Here is a 15,788-nt window from a genome sequence, read left to right on the forward strand (position 1 = left end):
ATGTCTTCTGCTCTGAATCCTTCGCTGGCCACCCTGGCCAGCACCACGGCGCCCAAGCGCAGCCTGGGCTGGTACCTGTCGTGGGGCATCCTGCTGGTGCTGTTGGCGGCGTCCTGGAATGGCGCCGACATGCGCCCGCTGGATCTGCTGAGCGACTCGGGCAACATGGCCCGCTACGCGGCGGAGTTTTTTCCGCCCAATTTTGGGCAGTGGCAGCTCTATTTGCAGGAGATGCTCGTCACGCTGCAGATCGCGCTGTGGGGCACGGCCTTGGCCGTGCTGACGGCCGTGCCGCTGGCCTTGCTGGCCTCCTCGAACATCGTGCCCTGGTGGGTGTACCAGCCGGTGCGTCGCGTGCTCGATGCGTTTCGTGCCATCAACGAAATGGTGTTCGCCATGCTGTTCGTGGTGGCCGTGGGTCTGGGGCCGTTTGCGGGCGTGCTGGCGCTGTGGATCCATACCTCGGGCACGTTGGCCAAACTGTTTTCCGAGGCGGTCGAAGCCATCGACCCTCAGCCCGTCGAAGGCATACGCTCCACCGGTGCCAGTGCCCTGCATGAAATCATCTACGGTGTGATCCCGCAGGTGATGCCGCTATGGATCTCCTTCACGCTGTACCGCTTCGAGGCCAATGTGCGCTCGGCCTCGGTGGTGGGCATGGTGGGCGCGGGCGGCATCGGTGTGGTGCTGTGGGAGATCATTCGTGGCTTCCAGTATGCCGAGACCTGCGCGGTGATGCTCATCATTGTGGTTACCGTGAGTGCCATCGATCTGGTATCGGCGCGCATACGCAAGGCCCTGGTCTGAGAGGCCGCGCAGGAGTCCCTCATGGCCTTGACCCTGATCGACATTTCACACTTGCTGGTGACGCGCGGCAATGCGCAGTATGGCGGCGAAGCCGTCAGCGAGTTGGAGCATGCATTGCAGTGTGCCCATCTGGCCGAGCTGGCCGGCGAGACGCCAGAGTTGGTGACTGCTGCGCTGCTGCACGACATCGGGCACCTGCTGTCTCCGCAGGACGGGGGTGCTGAGCGCGCCGGCCGCGATGGTCTGCACCAGTATGTGGCGCTGCCGTTTTTGCGGGCCCTGCTGCCGCCGGCAGTTCTGGAGCCCGTGAGGCTGCATGTCGATGCCAAACGCTACCTGTGCACCGCGGAACGCGGTTACCAGGATGCCCTCTCACCGGCGTCCCAACACAGCCTGGAATTGCAGGGGGGCGCGTACTCGGTTGAAGAGGCCGTGCAGTTCGTATCTCGGCCCTTTGCCCACGAGGCCATCCGGCTACGCCGTTACGATGATGCGGCGAAGGTGGCCGGTCGCTCGACACCCGCGTTCGAGCATTTCATGCATACGCTGGCAACGGTCACCGCGCGCCATGCGCTGGCCAGTCAGATGCCCGTCGCCTTGCCGGCCTGAGGGGCTGAAGGCTCCAGCAGTTCATAGCAAGCGTTTTTCGCTGCCTTTGTGCAGCCAACCCACGCCCGGCTGGCGGTCTCTTCCAACGCTGTATCGCGCACCACGTTGCGGAACCGCACGTTGTGCCGGGGCCATGGGATCGTGGTGTGCCGATGGCGGAGCATTGGCATTTGCGACCCGTCTCTGTGTGCCGGGGTTCTGTGGCGCGCTTGCCGACATGCGCGGGGAATTATGGCGTACCGTGCAGCGAAGAAACCAAAGGTAAAAGAGTTGAATTCTTGCTGCAATTTCGGGGCATGGCTACCGGGTTGAAGGCTGGGGCGCGCACCACCGGGTCGGGGGCTGTTGACGTAGCAACGAGCCCATTCAAGAATGCGCCACCATGAAGAACTTGCTGCACATCCTGGAGGGGCGGCTGGAGGCGCTGCCGGTCCGCATGGCAGTTCAGTTGCCTGCGGGGCAGCGGCTGGGCGCGCGCAACGCGGCGGTCACGCTGCGGTTTAGGGATCGCATGGCGCTGTTGGCCCTGGCTTCGGGTGAAATCGGCAACGTCGGCGCGGCGATCGTTGAGGGCAAGGTGGCACTGGAAGGCAGCATGCGCGAGCTGATGGCTGCTGCCGCCGGACTGCTGACCGGGAACCCCGCGCAGGAGCCAAGCCATATGTGGTGGCGCCGCGTGCTCGCGCGCGCCAGATCGATGGCGGTTCACACGCTCCAGAACGATGCGCGCCATGTGCAGTTCCACTACGACCTGTCGGACGATTTTTACGCGCTGTGGCTGGACCCGCGCAGGGTGTATTCATGTGCCTATTTTTGCGACCCCGGAATGACGCTGGCCCGCGCCCAGGAGGCCAAGCTGGATCTGATCTGCCGCAAGCTGCGGTTGCAGCCGGGTGAGCGTTTTCTGGATATCGGTGCCGGCTGGGGCGCCCTGCTGCTGTGGGCGGCAGAGCACTACGGCGTGGACGCGACGGGCATTACGCTGTCGCGTAACCAGCACGCGCATGTCCAGCAACGCATTGCGGAGCGCGGTTTGACGGAACTGGTGCGCATCGAACTGCGCGACTACCGCGAACTGCAGGTCCAGGAGCCCTTCGACAAGGTGGCATCTGTCGGTATGTTTGAACATGTCGGGCGGGCGAAGATGAACGCCTACTTTGCCACTGTGCGCAACCTGCTGCGCCGCGGGGGGCTGCTGCTCAACCATGGCATCACGGCCGGTGGCGTGGACAACGCGCAACTGGGCGCCGGCATGGGCGATTTCATCGAGCAGTACATCTTCCCGGGCGGCGAATTGCTGCACGCCAGTGCCGTCCTGCACGACATGGCGCAGGCTGGGCTGGAGATGGTGGACACCGAAAACCTGCGCCCCCATTACGCCCGCACGCTGTGGGCCTGGTCGGATGCGCTGGAAGCCGTGCTGGAGCCGGCCCGCCAGGTGCTGCTGGCGCAGGTTGGGCCGGAGCGCGCGGACAAGGCGCTGCGGGCCTATCGCCTGTATCTGGCAGGCAGCGCCCTGGGCTTTGAGCGCGGCTGGATGGCCTTGCACCAGATACTGGCAGTGCGACCCGATGGCAACATGGGCTCGGGCACGATGACCGGCGCACAATCGGTCTATCCGTTCACGCGCGACTACATGTACACCACCAAGGACCGCACGCCATGCTCTACAAATTCAAGTCCCGATCCGCGCCCGATCTGATCATGCTCGAACCCCACGGGCGCCAGATCCTTCAGATCGTCGGCAAGACGCCCGGCCCCAGCGGCATCATCACGGCAGCGCAGATCCCCGGTGCCATGGCCGCGCTGGAGGCGGCCGTTGCTGCCGACGAGGCGCTTGCCGCCGATGCGCAGGATGATGCGGACGAGGATGGCGCGGAGCGCCCGGACACAGTGCGCCTTCGTCAGCGAGCGGCGCCGTTTCTCGAAATGCTGCGTCGCTCGGTCGCCGAGGGGCACGACGTGGTGTGGGGCGCCTGAGAGGCCGAGAGGCTTTTGCTCACTCCCGCTCATCGCAGCAGTAGCCCGTTGCATCACCTCCAGCTGGTGCCATTGCCGCACCGGTAACCCATAAAAAAGCCGCCTGGCCCCGAGGGGCAGGCGGCTGGTCGCGCACCGGCACGAAGCCGGGCAGGCTCAGTCGGCGTAGGTGCCGGCGGCCTTGATGACGGCGCCCCACTTGTCGATTTCAGCCTGCACGAATTTCTTGTGCTCGGCGGGCTCGACGCGCTTGTCGGTCACCACCACGGCGCCCAGGGCTTCCTGCTTCTTGATGAAGTCGGGGTCTTTCAGGCCTACTTTCAGGGCATCGTTGATTTTCTTGGTGACGTCGGCGGGCGTTCCCTTGGGTGCATACAGGCCGTGCCAGATGGTCACTTCAAAGTTTTTCAAACCCGACTCGGCCAGGGTGGGCAGGTCCTTCAGCGCCGGGGTGGTCAGGCGTTTGGAGGTCGTCACGGCAAAGGCCTTGACCTTCTTGCCTTCGATCTGCGACGTGGTGTTGGTGGTCTGGTCGCACAGCAGGTCGATCTGGCCACCGATCAGGTCGGTGATGGCGGGCGCCGTGCCCTTGTAGGGAACCGTGGTCATTTCGACCTGCATGGCGTTCTGGAACATCAGGCCACACAGGTGGGACGCAGCGCCCAGGCCCGCGTTGCCCAGATTGATCTTGCCCTTGTTCTGGCCGATCCAGGCGGTGAGCTCCTTCATGTTGTTCGCCGGGATGTTGGGGCGAGCAATCAGGGTCATGGGCACATCGTTGACCATGCCCAGGTACTCAAAATCATTCGGCACGCTGAAGGACAGCTTGCGGTACAGCGCGGGCATGGTGGACATGCCGATGTGGTTGAGCAGCAGTGTGTAGCCATCAGGGGTGGCGCGGGCCACACGGGCCGCGCCGATCGAGCTGCCGGCACCGGCCGTGTTGTCCACGACCACGTTGGCGCCCAGTGGCTTGCGCAAGGCTTCCGCGAGGTCGCGCGCGACGCGGTCAGTAGGGCCGCCTGCGGTGAAGGGAACGACCAGGGTGACGGTCTTGTCCTTGGCGGGATAGTCCTGGGCTTGTGCGCCCAGTGCTGCGATGGCTGCGGTGGCGACCAGTGCGAGTTTCAGTATCTTTTTCACGGAATGCTCCTGTAATCTGACGCGCGATGATAACGAGTCTCCGTCAAGGGGGTATTGAGGAAAGCACTTAAAGTTTGTCAGAGATGAATTTTATTAATATTGGCCTCTGGTGCTTATGTGGCGAGCGCCATTCGCTATCAATAAAATAGCAAAAAAAGGGTAAACCCTTGTTCGTCTGTGCGGGCACGGGCCGCAACCTTGCGTGGTTGTTGCGCTGGCTCAACCCGCGCCGGCGGCAGCGTTTCAGCGATAGCTGCGTGCGTCTTCAATCACCCGGCCATCGTTGGGCAGGGTGCCTGGGGCCACCATTTGCACTTCGCTGCGCAGCTTCGTCACTTCGCGCACCACCTCGGCGAGCTGGCGCGCAAAACCCTCGGCGGTTTCATGCGTCTCGACCTGCAGCACCATCTGGTCGCTGGCCATTTCGCCGCTGACCACCAGACGGGCCCGCAGCACTTGCGGAAACCGGCGTGTGATGGCGGCGATCTGGGCGGGATGCACGAACATGCCGCGCACCTTGGTGGTCTGGTCGGCGCGGCCCATCCAGCCCTTGATGCGGGTGTTGGTGCGGCCGCTCGGGCACTGGCCCGGCAGCACGGCCGAGAGGTCGCCGGTGCCAAAGCGGATCAGCGGGTAGTCGGGGTTGAGCGTGGTCACCACGAGTTCGCCCACTTCGCCTTCGGGCACCGGGTCGCCGGTGCCGGGGCGCACGATCTCGACGATCACGTCCTCGTCCAGCACCAGGCCTTCGCGCGCCTCGGTTTCATAGGCGATCAGGCCCAGGTCGGCCGTGCCGTAGCACTGGTAGCCGGCAATGCCGCGCTCGGCAAACCAGTCGCGCAGCGACGGCGGAAAGGCCTCGGCCGACAGGAGCGCCTTGGTCACGCTGGGCAGGGGCTGCTGCAGTTCGGCCGCCTTTTCGAGAATCAGCTTGAGAAAGCTCGGCGTGCCGATGTAGCCCGCGGGGCGCAGCTCGGCCATGGCCTGCACCTGCTGCTCGGTCTGGCCGGTACCGCCCGGAAACACCGTGCAGCCGAGTGCGTGGGCGCCGTTTTCCATCATCGAGCCGGCCGGCACGAAGTGGTAGCTGAAGCTGTTGTGGGCCAGCTCGCCCGCGCGGAAGCCGGCGGCGTACAAGGCGCGCGCCATGCGCCAGTAGTCGCGGCGCGTGCTCTCGGGCTCGTAGATGGGGCCGGGGCTGCTGAACACGCGCGGCATGGCCGCACCGAAGCCGATGGTGGCAAAGCCGCCAAAGACGTCGTTGCCCCGCCCTGCCTGCTGGCGTTCCTGCAGCTCATGCTTGCGCGTGACGGGCAGGCGTGCCAGTGCGGCACGGCTGGTGATGCCGGCCGGGTCCACATCGGCCAGGATGGCCGCATATGCGGCAGAGTGCGTGCGCGCATGCGCCACCTGGGTGGACAGTGCGGCGAGCAGTGCGGCCTCGCGCTCAGCGGGGTCGCGGGTTTCCAGGGCGTCGTAGAACTTGCTCATGCCATGGGTTCCTATGCGGTTGGGTTCAATGAAATTAGCCTCTGGCGCTTATTCATAAAGCGCAAGCAGCTATGAAATCAGGAGTGTTCGATTGCGTTGATCGGCGATGCCATCGTTGAAGCCGCCATGGCCTCGTCCCAGCGCCGCCTGTAGCCGGCTTCGCCGGGCCACCGCTTCTGGCGGTGGCACCGATGCACGAAGCGCCGCAGGGGGCATATCACGCCAACCAGCGCTTGCGGCGCTTGTAGCTCTTGACGTCCTTGAAGCTTTTGCGTTCGCCGCCGCCCACGCCGAGGTAGAACTCTTTCACGTCTTCGTTGTTGGCCAGATCGGAGGCGGCGCCATCCATCACCACGCGGCCGCTTTCCATGATGTAGCCGTAGTCGGCATATTTGAGGGCCATGTTGGTGTTCTGCTCGGCCAGCAGGAAGGTGACCTTCTCCTTGGTGTTCAGGTCTTTGACGATGTTGAACACCTCTTCCACGATCTGGGGCGCCAGCCCCATGGACGGCTCGTCGAGCAGCACCACGCTGGGGTTGGCCATGAGCGCGCGACCGATGGCGCACATCTGCTGCTCACCGCCCGAGGTATAGGCCGCCTGCGAGCTGCGGCGCGTTTTCAGGCGCGGAAAATAGTTGTAGACCTTCTCCAGGTTGGCCGCGATCTCGGCCTTGCTGGTGCGGGTGTAGGAGCCCGTCATCAGGTTCTCCTCGATGGTCAGGTGGGCGAAGCAGTGGCGTCCCTCCATCACCTGCACCACGCCACGCTGAACCAGGTCGGCTGGCGAGAGGTTTTCGATGCGCTCGCCACGCAGCTCGATGGTGCCCTTGGTCACCTCGCCCCGCTCGCCCTTGAGCAGGTTGGAGATGGCGCGCAGCGTGGTCGTCTTGCCCGCGCCATTGCCACCCAGGATGGCCACGATGCTGCCCTGCGGCACCTGCAGCGAGACACCCTTGAGCACCAGGATCACGTGGTTGTAGATGACCTCGATGCCGTTGACGTTGAGAACAATATTGCTGTTGGAGTCCATGGTCTTGCCTTCCTGTGCCAATCGAAAAGGTTGCGTCACAACCCTTTCGGTTGGCGGCTGCCCGCAGGAGCAACCGCTGATCACTGGCCGTAAAAACTGCCGCTGCCCAGGCCAGGGCCCCCGCGCAAGGACCGCCCCGCCGCGCTGGTGGTGTCCCCCTTCCCGAATCGCGAAGCGATTCGGGAAGGGGGAAGCGGCGCAGCCGCTCAGGGGGATGTCCTCAAGACTGGCAGTCCGCCGCATCGCGGCGCGTCATCTTCTTGTCGGCCAAGTACTTGTCGGCACCGGCCTTGACCATGGGCTTCAAGATCTGCTCATCGGCCTGGTACCAGTCGGACGAGAAGTTGAACTTCTTGCCATCCCAGGTGTGCACCCGTGCCCAGGTGGAGCCCATGTGGTCGGCGCAGCTGGTGGACAGCGGACGCATCAGGTCCTTGAAGCCCAGTGCATCCAGTTTCTTCTGGTCGAGTGCCAGGTTTTCCATGCCCCAGCGCACCTGCTCGCCGGTCATGACCTTGCCCTTGCCAAAGCGCTCCTGGGCACGGCGCACGGCTTCGACGGCCAGCATCTGGATGATCACGCCGCGCGTGTACAGCACCGAGCCCACTTCATCCTTGGGGCCCGTGCCCTGGCCTTTGTCGTGCACGTTCTTGAGGATGTCCTGGATGACCTTCGATTGCGTACCGTAGCCGTTGAGCGCCAGGGCGTGGTACCCCTTGGCGCCTTCGCCTACGTCGCGCACATCGGGCTCGGCACCGGCCCACCACACGCCATACAGCTTGTCGCGCGGGAAGCCCGTGGCTTGCGCTTCCTTCAAGGCGGTGGAGTTCATCACCCCCCAGCCCCACAGCAGCACATAGTCAGGGCGGCTCTGACGCACCTGCAGCCAGGTAGCCTTTTGCTCCACCCCGGGCGCGGTCACCGGCAGCATCTGCAGCTCAAAACCGTGCATCCTGGCGCGTTCCTGCAGCAGCGGGATGGGCTCCTTGCCGAACGGGCTGTCGTGGTAGACCAGCGCAATCTTCTTGCCCTTGAGCTTGTCCAGGCCGCCCGCGGTCTTGCCGATATGCTGGATCAGGATGTCGGCACCGGTCCAGTAGCTGCCCATGAAGGGGAAGTTCCACTTGAAGGCCTGGCCGTCCTGCGCCACCGACAGGCCGTAGCCCAGCGTCATCAGCGGGATTTTGTCCACGGGTGCCTTTTCGGTCAGCGCGAAGGTGATACCAGTGGCCTGGGGGTCGAACAGCGACACGCCGGGCTTGCCCTTCAGGCGCTCATAGCATTCCACGCCGCGGTCGGTGGCATAGCCGGTTTCGCATTCTTCAAAGGTGAGCTTGACGCCGTTGATGCCGCCGTCGCGCGCATTGATCATCTTGATGTAGTCCTGCTTGCCGTTGGCCCATGGCACGCCGTTGGGTGCGTAGGGGCCGGTGCGGTACGACAGCAGCGGGAAGAACTGCTCCTTGGCTTGCGCGAAGGCGCTGGTCGTCATGGACGACGCACCTGCAGCGACCACGGCAGCGGCGATCACGAGTTTCGAAAGCTTCATGGATGTCTCCTTTGATGAATGTGTTGAAGCACGGGGAAAACCAGATGGTTGGACAGTTAACGCGTCAATGCAGGCGGTCCGTATCGGGAATTGCGAGTAAGGGGTTTCCTCTGCGGCGGCTCTTCAGTGCGGGAAGGGCCACAGCCGCAGTTTCTGTTTGGCCGTGGACCACAGCTTGGCCAGGCCGTGGGGCTCCACGATCAGGAACCAGACGATGAGGGCACCAAAAATCATCAGTTCGGCGTGCGACACCCCGGCGGTGGAGATCTCGATGCCAAACATGCCAACCAGGGCAGGCAGGAACTGGTTGAGCACGATGGGCAGCACCACGATGAAGGCCGCGCCAAAAAAGCCGCCCATGATGGAACCGAGGCCGCCAATGATCACCATGAACAGCAACCGGAAAGATACTTCGACGGAAAATGCCGCCGGCTCCCAGGCGCCCAGGTGCACAAAGGCCCACAGGGCGCCGGCCATGCCGATGATGAAGGAACTCACGGCAAACGCACTGAGCTTGGCGTACATGGGACGGATACCGATCACGGCAGCGGCCACGTCCATGTCGCGGATGGCCATCCATTCGCGGCCTACTGAGCCGCGCACCAGATTCTTGGCCAGCAGGGCGACGACCACCAGAACCGCCAGACAAAAGATGTATTTGCTGGTGGCGCTTTCGATGGGCATGCCGAACACCTGCAGGTTGTTCACCGACACCGAGCCCGAATCGGAATTGTTGGTAAACCACTTGATGCGCAGAAACATCCAGTCGCTGAAGAACTGCGCCGCCAGCGTGGCCACAGCCAGATAAAGGCCCTTCACCCGCAGGCTGGGCAGCCCGAAAAGGATGCCGAAGAACGTGGCGCACAGGCCGCCCAGAATCAGCGCGGGAATGAGGGGCAGGCCCGGGATGCGCACGAAGAAGTTGTAGGCCCCATAGGCGCCCACTGCCATGAAGGCGCCAGAGCCCAGCGAGATCTGCCCGCAATACCCCACCAGGATGTTCACGCCCAGGGCCGCCAGCGCCATGATGACGAAGGGAATCAGGATGGCGCGGAAAATGTAGTCGCTGGCCAGCATGGGCACCACCAGAAACGCCACGGCGAGCATGAGGGCGATGGCAATGCGGTCTTGCGCGATGGGGAAGATGGCCTGGTCGGCCCGGTAGCTGGTCTTGAACTGGCCGTTTTCGCGGTAGAGCATGTTTTATTTCTCCTTGTGAGCCTTCGGGGTGGTGATCTTTTGGCTGCGGGCACTGCATGCCCTGCGCCGAAAAATCATTCTTCGCTGCGCGAAGCACCCTCCGGGCGGATCACGTGTTTCACACGCGATCAATGATTTTTTCGCCAAACAACCCCTGCGGCCTGAACAGCAGGAACACAAGCGCCAGCACATAGGCAAACCAGATCTCGATGCCACCACCGACGTAGGGGCCCAGATACACCTCCGAGAGCTTCTCGCCCACGCCGATGATCAGTCCGCCGATGATGGCGCCGGGCACCGAGGTCAGGCCGCCCAGGATCACCACCGGCAAGGCGCGCAGCGCCACCGTGGTGAGCGAAAACTGCACGCCAAGCTTGCTGCCCCAGATCATTCCGGCCACCAGCGCCACCACGCCTGCCACGCACCACACGATCACCCAGATGCGGTTGAGTGGAATGCCGATGGATTGCGCCGCCTGGTGGTCGTCAGCCACGGCGCGCAGGGCGCGGCCCGTGGAGGTCTTCTGAAAGAAAACACTGAGCAGCACCACCAGACCGGCCGCAATGGCGGCGGCAATGATGTCTTCCTTGTTCACCAGAATGCCACCTTCAAAAATCGAATCGAACACGAAGATGGGTTCCTTGGGCATGCCGATGTCGATCTTGTAGATGTCGCTGCCAAACAGGGTCTGCCCCAGGCCTTCAAGGAAGTAGGTGATGCCCAGCGTGGCCATCAGCAGGGTGGCGCCCTCCTGGTTCACCAGGTGGCGCAGCACCAGCTTCTCGATCAGCCAGGCCACCAGGAACATGCAGGTGCCTGCGATCACGAAGGCGATCAGGGTGGTCGCTATCGCGTTGTCGATGCCGGTCCAGGCGGGAACCCATTCGGCAAAACGGGCCATGGCCAGTGCCGCAAACAGCACCATGGCCCCTTGCGCAAAGTTGAAGACACCGGAGGCCTTGTAGATCAGCACGAAGCCCAGCGCCACCAGCGAATACAGCATGCCGGCCATGAGGCCGCCTATGAGGGTTTCAAGAAAGAATGCCATGTGTTTTCTCCGGCCCTTAATGGCTGGTGCCCAGATAGGCACTGATCACGTCTTTGTTGTTGCGCACTTCGTCCGGCGTGCCGTCACCGATCTTCTTGCCATAGTCGAGCACCACCACGCGGTCCGAGATGTCCATCACCACGCCCATGTCGTGTTCGATCAGGACGATGGTTGTGCCGAACTCGGCGCTCACGTCCAGGATGAAGCGGCACATGTCCTGCTTTTCCTCGACGTTCATGCCCGCCATGGGCTCGTCGAGCAGCAGCACCTGCGGCTCCATGGCGAGAGCCCGACCCAGGTCCACGCGCTTTTGCAGTCCGTAGGGCAACTGGCCCACGGGCGTTTTGCGAAAGGCCTGGATTTCGAGAAAGTCGATGATGTGCTCGACAAATTCGCGGTGGCGGATTTCCTCGCGCTCGGCGGGGCCGATGCGCAGCGCCTGCATCAGCAGGTTGCTTTTGATCTTGAGGTTGCGGCCGGTCATGATGTTGTCGATCACGCTCATGCCCTTGAACAGCGCCAGGTTCTGGAAGGTGCGTGCCACACCCATTTCGGCCACCTGGCGCGAGTTCATGTGATCAAAAGTCTTGCCCCGGAAGGTGATCGAGCCTTCGGACGGCGAATAAACCCCGTTGATGCAGTTGAGCATGGAGCTCTTGCCGGCACCGTTGGGGCCGATGATGGCGCGGATCTCGTGCTCGCGCACGTTGAACGAAATGTCGGTCAGTGCCTTCACGCCGCCAAATCGCAGGCTGATGTTTTTGACGTCCAGGATGACGTCGCCAATCTTTTTCTGGGTCATGGGGTGCTTTCCGGTGTCTCAGGCACTGACCTTGGCGGGCGCATGGGTCTTGGCATTCAGGATCTTGAGCGTGGCGCTCACGCTGCCGGTGCGGCCATCCTCGAACTTGACCTGGGTTTCAATGAACTGCTCGGTCTTGCCGGTGTAGAGCGCTTCCACCAGCACGGCGTATTTTTCGGCAATGAAGTTGCGGCGCACCTTGCGGGTGCGGGTGAGCTCGTCGTCGTCCGGGTCCAGCTCCTTGTGCAGAACCAGAAAGCGCGCCACCTGGGTGTCGGCCATGCCGGCCTCTGCGGCCAGGTCGGCGTTCACCTGTGCAATGCAGTCCGCGATCAGCTGCAGCACCTGCGGTTTGGAGGCCAGGTCGACATAGCCGCCATAAGGCAGCCCCTGGCGCTCAGCCCAGTTGCCCACCGCTTCATAGTCGATGTTGATGAAGGCGCACACCTGGTCGCGGCCATGGCCGAAGCACACCACTTCCTTGATCTGCGGGAAGAACTTGAGCTTGTTCTCGATGTAGTTGGGCGCGAACATCGCGCCGCCATTGAGCTTGCCCACGTCCTTGGCGCGATCGATGATGCGCAGGTGCCCGTCTTCGTCGAGCACGCCCGCATCGCCGGTGTGAAAGTAGCCCTCGGCGTCGATCACCTCGGCGGTGGCATCGGGGCGTTTGTAGTATTCCTTGAGCACCGACACCCCCTTGACCAGCACTTCGCCGTTGTCGGCGATCTTGAGCTCAATGCCCGGCGCGGCCTGGCCTACCGTGTTGAGCTTGACCTGGCGGTTCTTCTGGATGCACACATAGGCGCAGGTCTCGGTCTGGCCATACAGCTGCTTGAGGTTGATGCCGATGGAGCGGAAGAATCGGAACAGATCGGGGCCAATGGCGGCCCCGGCCGTGTAGGCCACCCGCAGGCGCGACAGGCCCAGCACATTGCGCAGGGGGCCGTAGATGGCGAAATCGCCCAGGCGGTACAGCACGCGGTCCCACAGGCCCACGGGCTTGCCGTCGAGGATGTCGGAGCCCACGCGCCGGGCCAGGGCCATGCACTTGGCATACAACCAGCGCTTGGTGGGCGCCGCGTCTTCCATGCGGATCGAGACCGACGTCAGCATGCCCTCGAACACCCGTGGCGGCGCAAAATAGTAGGTGGGGCCGATCTCGCGCAGGTCGATGCTGACGGTGCTGGCCGATTCGGGGCAGTTGATGGTGAAGCCCGCCACCAGCCATTGCGCCAGCGAGAACAGGTGGTCGCCCACCCAGGCCGGTGGCAGGTAGGAGATGACGTTGTCGTGGGGGTTGAGGCCATCCACCTCCACGCCGCCCTGCGCCGAAGCGATGAAGCTGGCGTGGGTCTGGCACACGCCCTTGGGCTTGCCGGTGGTGCCCGAGGTGTAGAGGATCACCGACACATCGTCGGGCCGGTTCTGCGCCACCATGGCCTCCCACGCGCCGGGGTGGGCGCGGTCCCATTCGGCGCCCATGGCCTTGAGCTTTTCGGTGCTGATGAGGCCAGGCTGGTCATAGTCGCGCAGCCCGCGAGGGTCGTCGTAAATGATGTGCGCGATGCCCGGCAGGGTTTCGCGCACTTCCAGCAGCTTGTCCACCTGCTCCTGGTTTTCGGTGAACACAAACCGGACTTCGGCGTCTTCCATCACAAAAGCCATTTCGGAGGCCACCGCATCCTGGTACAGCGGAATCGGAACGCCGCCAATGCTTTGCACCGCGATGAAGCCCATGTAGAGGTGGGGGCGGTTGTCGCCGACCAGTGCGAGGTTCTGGCCCCGCTGAAAACCCAGTGCTGCCATGCCACAGGCCATAAGGCGCACGGTCTGTGCGGCATCTTTCCAGCTCCATGTTTGCCAGATGCCGTATTCTTTTTCGCGCAGCGCCGGGGCCGTGGGGCGCTCGGCAGCATGCTTGAGCAGCAGTTGCGGGAACGTGGTCTTCATTCCGGTTCCTAATAATGATGGGGTGTCAGCCCGGGGACTGCCGGGCGCACTGTAATGAGGCAGTGCATTGGGGTGCATGCTAGGACTGCCTTTGACGTTGCCATGTCTTTCGGACGACAATTTGCGGGAAAGTCCTCATGGGGTTGAACCCTCAGTGCCCCCGCCGATCGGGTATGGCGCCGGTCTTGCGCCACACGCGCCATTGGTACCTGCTGGCTCGTGGTGGCCTCATCCATCGTCCATCGTCCCTTGCCCTGAAGACCCGAGCATGACCCACGATCTGTCCCTGCACCAGCGCCGCCGCCCGCCCACCGGGGAGGAACTCGACGGCATCCCGTGGCTCGCCCCACTGCAGAACGTCGAGCGCGAGCGCGCCGTGGCCTCGCTGCTGGTGGGCGACGCGATGGCGGGCGACTTTGTCTGCCGTGTCGGGCGGCCGGTGACCTACTGGTTTGGCGTGGTCGAGGGGCTGCTGAAGATGAGCAGTGACAACGCCCAGGGCCAGACCATGACCTTCACGGGGGTGCCGCCCGGCGGCTGGTTTGGCGAGGGCACCGCGCTCAAGCGCGAGCCTTACCGCTACAACATCCAGGCCTTGCGCAAGAGCGTGGTGGCTGGGCTGCCGATCGACACCTTCCACTGGCTGCTGGACCATTCCATCGGGTTCAACCGCTTTGTGATGAACCAGCTCAACGAGCGCCTGGCCCAGTTCATTGCGGCGCGCGAGATCGACCGGTTGAACAACCCCGATGTGCGGGTGGCGCGCAGCCTGGCTTCACTGTTCAACCCGGTGCTGTACCCCGGCGTGGGCGAGGTGCTGCGCATCACGCAGCAGGAGCTGGCGTATCTGGTGGGGCTGTCGCGCCAGCGGGTCAACGAGGCGCTGGCTGCGCTGGAGCGGCAGGGAGCCATTCGCATCGAGTATGGCGGGCTGAGGGTGCTGGATGTGTCGGCCCTGCGCTCCAGCATCTTTGCGCGCAACCTGGGTTGAGCGTAGCCGCCCTGCCGGTTGCGCCGGGCACGCTGGCGCCCGCGCACTGTTACAAACGATGAGGCCTGCGAGTGACCTGGGCGGCCGCCCAGGTCGGGCCGTTGCTTTCTCTGATTTGTGTGTTGAATAGTGCTGCAGCGCTTATGGTTCAAGCGCTAACAGCTATTGTTTTTGATTTTCTGGCGCGGACCGCGCGGTGCCGTGCGTTGCCACGATGGCAGGTGGCATCGGGTATAAACCCGTTACATCCGTGGGAGTGTCTGATGCCTTTGTTTCGTTGTCGCCAGCGCCTGCTGGCCTGGGTTGCTGCCGCACTGGTGCCGGCGGGATGCGCGGGCGTTGCCGAGCCACAGTCCGGTGCGGGCCAGGAGATGGTCTATGCCATCACCGACTCCCAGGAGCTGATCCGGTTCGTGGCCACGCAGCCGCGCCGGGTGATCGAGCGCAAGCCCGTCACCGGGCTGGCGCCGGGCGACGCGCTGATTGGCATTGATTTCCGGGTGGCCCGTGGCGTGCTGTATGTGTTGTCCCGCTCGGGGCGCCTGTACACGGTGGACCGTGCCAATGGCGCGCTGAACCCGGTGGGGGCTGCGTCCGCCGTGCTGCCGCTGGACGGGGCGGTGATCGGTTTCGATTTCAACCCGACGGTCGACCGCATTCGCGTGGTGACACCGTCCGGCCGCAACCTGCGCCTGCACCCGGACACCGGAGCCCAGGTGGACGGTGACCCCGCCCGCGAGGGCGTGCAGCCCGATGGGGCGCTGCACTACGTGGCGGGCGACCCGCATTTCGGCCGCGTGCCCGACATCGCCGGCGCCGCCTACACCTACAACACCCGCGATGAAAAAATCACCACCAATTACGCCATTGACCGCGCACTCGGCACCCTGGTCATGCAGGGCTCGCGCGAGGGGGCGACTCCCGTGATCTCGCCCAACACCGGGCAGCTGCGCACCGTCGGTGCGCTGGGCCTGGGGCCCCTCACCGATGTGGCCTTCGATATTTCCGACGTCGCCAACACGGCCCTGATCGCGGTGCGCACGGCGGCCGGGCCGCACACCCGCCTGCACCGGGTGGATCTGGCCACGGGCCAGGCCACCGACCTCGGCCAGATCGGCGATGGCCGTGCGCTGATTGGCCTGGCGATCGAGCCATGAGCTGGCGCGCGGCGGGACTAACGGGGCG

At 63.9% G+C, this 15,788-nt stretch carries 14 protein-coding genes; 6 read left to right on the forward strand and 8 right to left on the reverse strand.

The genetic code is table 11. From position 1 onward, the window contains the following. The 4 genes from phnE to CBP34_RS02015 all read left to right on the forward strand — a co-directional run bounded on the left by phnE (position 1) and on the right by CBP34_RS02015 (position 3,396). Positions 1-807 (forward strand): phosphonate ABC transporter, permease protein PhnE, encoded by an 807-nt coding sequence (gene phnE / locus CBP34_RS02000; RefSeq protein ID WP_086911155.1) that lies wholly within the window; start codon positions 1-3, stop codon positions 805-807. 21 nt (positions 808-828) lie between these two features. Then, positions 829-1,416, forward strand: coding sequence for a phosphonate degradation HD-domain oxygenase (locus tag CBP34_RS02005; protein WP_094097137.1), 588 nt, complete (start codon positions 829-831; stop codon positions 1,414-1,416). Positions 1,417-1,798: 382 nt separating this feature from the next. After that, entirely contained in the window at positions 1,799-3,118 is a 1,320-nt protein-coding gene (locus CBP34_RS02010) for a class I SAM-dependent methyltransferase (protein WP_094097138.1), read from the forward strand. After that, complete coding sequence (locus tag CBP34_RS02015; RefSeq protein WP_086911158.1) at positions 3,079-3,396, forward strand: DUF1840 domain-containing protein; 318 nt, start codon at positions 3,079-3,081, stop codon at positions 3,394-3,396. Before CBP34_RS02010 ends, CBP34_RS02015 begins: the two co-directional genes overlap by 40 nt. A 156-nt stretch (positions 3,397-3,552) precedes the next feature. Here the strand turns inward: CBP34_RS02015 and CBP34_RS02020 are convergent, their stop codons facing one another. From CBP34_RS02020 to CBP34_RS02055, 8 genes are all read right to left on the reverse strand, one after another. Next, positions 3,553-4,539 (reverse strand): tripartite tricarboxylate transporter substrate-binding protein, encoded by a 987-nt coding sequence (locus tag CBP34_RS02020; protein WP_094097139.1) that lies wholly within the window; start codon positions 4,537-4,539, stop codon positions 3,553-3,555. 243 nt (positions 4,540-4,782) lie between these two features. Then, the gene (locus CBP34_RS02025; RefSeq protein WP_086926440.1) at positions 4,783-6,030 is read right to left on the reverse strand and encodes a phenylacetate--CoA ligase family protein; all 1,248 of its coding nucleotides are present in this window, start codon (positions 6,028-6,030) and stop codon (positions 4,783-4,785) included. A gap of 217 nt (positions 6,031-6,247) precedes the next feature. After that, positions 6,248-7,060, reverse strand: coding sequence for an ABC transporter ATP-binding protein (locus CBP34_RS02030; RefSeq protein ID WP_094099018.1), 813 nt, complete (start codon positions 7,058-7,060; stop codon positions 6,248-6,250). Positions 7,061-7,280: 220 nt separating this feature from the next. Then, a complete protein-coding gene (locus tag CBP34_RS02035) occupies positions 7,281-8,609 on the reverse strand; it encodes an ABC transporter substrate-binding protein (protein WP_094097140.1) in 1,329 nt (442 codons plus the stop codon). Positions 8,610-8,732: 123 nt separating this feature from the next. Next, a complete protein-coding gene (locus CBP34_RS02040) occupies positions 8,733-9,809 on the reverse strand; it encodes a branched-chain amino acid ABC transporter permease (protein WP_086911162.1) in 1,077 nt (358 codons plus the stop codon). A 118-nt stretch (positions 9,810-9,927) separates the two neighbouring features. Beyond that, positions 9,928-10,857, reverse strand: a complete 930-nt coding sequence (locus CBP34_RS02045; RefSeq protein WP_086911163.1) for a branched-chain amino acid ABC transporter permease — start codon at positions 10,855-10,857, stop codon at positions 9,928-9,930. Between the two features lie 16 nt (positions 10,858-10,873). Beyond that, positions 10,874-11,659 carry an ABC transporter ATP-binding protein gene (locus CBP34_RS02050; protein WP_094097141.1) on the reverse strand — a complete coding sequence of 262 codons (786 nt, stop codon included), beginning with the start codon at positions 11,657-11,659 and terminating at the stop codon, positions 10,874-10,876. Between the two features lie 18 nt (positions 11,660-11,677). Beyond that, positions 11,678-13,612, reverse strand: a complete 1,935-nt coding sequence (locus CBP34_RS02055) for an AMP-dependent synthetase/ligase (RefSeq protein WP_094097142.1) — start codon at positions 13,610-13,612, stop codon at positions 11,678-11,680. A gap of 268 nt (positions 13,613-13,880) precedes the next feature. On the opposite strand from CBP34_RS02055, the gene CBP34_RS02060 reads away from it, so the two are divergent. Together CBP34_RS02060 and CBP34_RS02065 are read left to right on the forward strand one after the other, a co-directional pair. Beyond that, positions 13,881-14,603 (forward strand): Crp/Fnr family transcriptional regulator, encoded by a 723-nt coding sequence (locus CBP34_RS02060; protein ID WP_094097143.1) that lies wholly within the window; start codon positions 13,881-13,883, stop codon positions 14,601-14,603. 263 nt (positions 14,604-14,866) lie between these two features. Then, positions 14,867-15,760 (forward strand): DUF4394 domain-containing protein, encoded by an 894-nt coding sequence (locus CBP34_RS02065; RefSeq protein WP_094097144.1) that lies wholly within the window; start codon positions 14,867-14,869, stop codon positions 15,758-15,760. Positions 15,761-15,788: the final 28 nt, after the last annotated feature.

The sequence above is a fragment of the Acidovorax carolinensis genome (assembly GCF_002157145.1).
Classification (GTDB): Bacteria; Pseudomonadota; Gammaproteobacteria; order Burkholderiales; family Burkholderiaceae_C; genus Acidovorax; species Acidovorax carolinensis.